We start from the raw sequence: 1318 nt of genomic DNA, 5'->3' as shown, positions 1-1318 counted from the left end.
TTTTTCCTGGATGTTTGCGACCGATCCCACCGATGCCCCCTGGCACGCGGTTGAGACGCTGGTCCGCTCGGTCATCGACCTTGAGGCGAGCGCAGCCGAGACGGGGGCCTTCCGCCAAGCCCGCGGCGTTCCGAGCGCCGCGGTGCTTCTTCGCCTCTGTGTGGCCTCTGCGGTGTGCCGGCTGTCCTTGCGCCAGACTTGCGCCTGGGCGGCGGAGATCGGTGTGGCCCGGCTTTCCAACCCAGCCTGGGAGAAGCGCTTCCAGAACGCTGGCCCGTGGCTGGGTGAGATCGCCGGGGCGCTGTTGGCGGCGCGTGCCGCGGTGCCGCCGCGGTGGCCCGGGTTCCAATTGCGCTTGGTCGATGCCACCGCGCTCAGCGTCCCTGGCGCCTCCGGCACCTCCTGGCGGCTGCACCTGAGCTACGACCTCGGGCGCGGGTGCATGTGCCAAGCCAGCCTCACCGATGGGCACGGCGGCGAACGGCTGGGCCGCTTTGCTCCGCCGCTGCCCGGCACCGTCGTGCTGGCCGACGCCGGCTACCCGCATCCACGCGAATTGCGCGGCCATCTGGCGGCAGGCGGCGACCTCATCGTGCGGACGAGTTGGGCGGCGGCGCGCCTGCTGACCCCGGCGGGCGGGCGGTTTGATCTGTTCGACGCCTTACGGCGGCTCGACGGTCCGGCGGGAGCCTGGGATGTGGTCGTCGACGACCACCAGCCGGCGTTGCCGCCGCTGCACCTGCGCCTGGTCGCCGGGCGCAAGCCGGCGGCGGCATGCGAACAAGCGCGCCGTCGGGTGCGCGAGACCGCAAAACGCAAGGGCAAGACGCCCGACGCGCGCTCGCTGGAGGCGGCCGACTGGGTGTTGCTGCTGACCTCGCTGCCGGCCGCCGCGTTCGATGCGGCGGCGGTGCTGGAGGCCTATCGCTTGCGCTGGCAGGTGGAACTGGCGATCAAACGCTGGAAAACCTTGCTCGGCTTGGGCGAGGTGCCGGTGCACACCCCGGCAGCCGCGACCGCCTGGATCTACGCCATGCTGATCGCGGCGCTGCTCATCGAGGATAAAGTTGCCAGGGCGGCGACGCAATTCCCCCCTAGGCAGCCCGCGCATGCCGCAGGGTTTCTCCCTATGGCGCATGTTCGCGCTCTTGGCCCACAGCCTGTGCTTGGCAGTGTTCGGGCCATTCCACTGGCCGTCGCTTGATCCACTGGCTCCGTGGCTCGCCCGACACATCGCCGACCCGCCCCGACGACGAAAACGCCAGACCGAAAACATACCGGCTCCCTTCATAAGGAAGCCGGTATGTTAGCGCCTATG

General features: G+C 70.0%; 1 protein-coding gene. It reads left to right on the top strand.

All coding sequences use genetic code 11. The features are described 5' to 3' along the window. Window positions 1-1204, top strand: a 1204-nt coding sequence (locus FZ029_RS32725) for an IS4 family transposase (RefSeq protein WP_149274375.1), incomplete at its 5' end; no start/stop codon positions are given. Window positions 1205-1318 lie beyond the last annotated feature (114 nt).

Origin of the sequence: Azospirillum sp. Sh1, from assembly GCF_008365135.1 — a bacterium.
GTDB lineage: Bacteria > Pseudomonadota > Alphaproteobacteria > Azospirillales > Azospirillaceae > Azospirillum > Azospirillum oryzae.
This window is presented reverse-complemented; position numbering and strand designations above follow the sequence as displayed.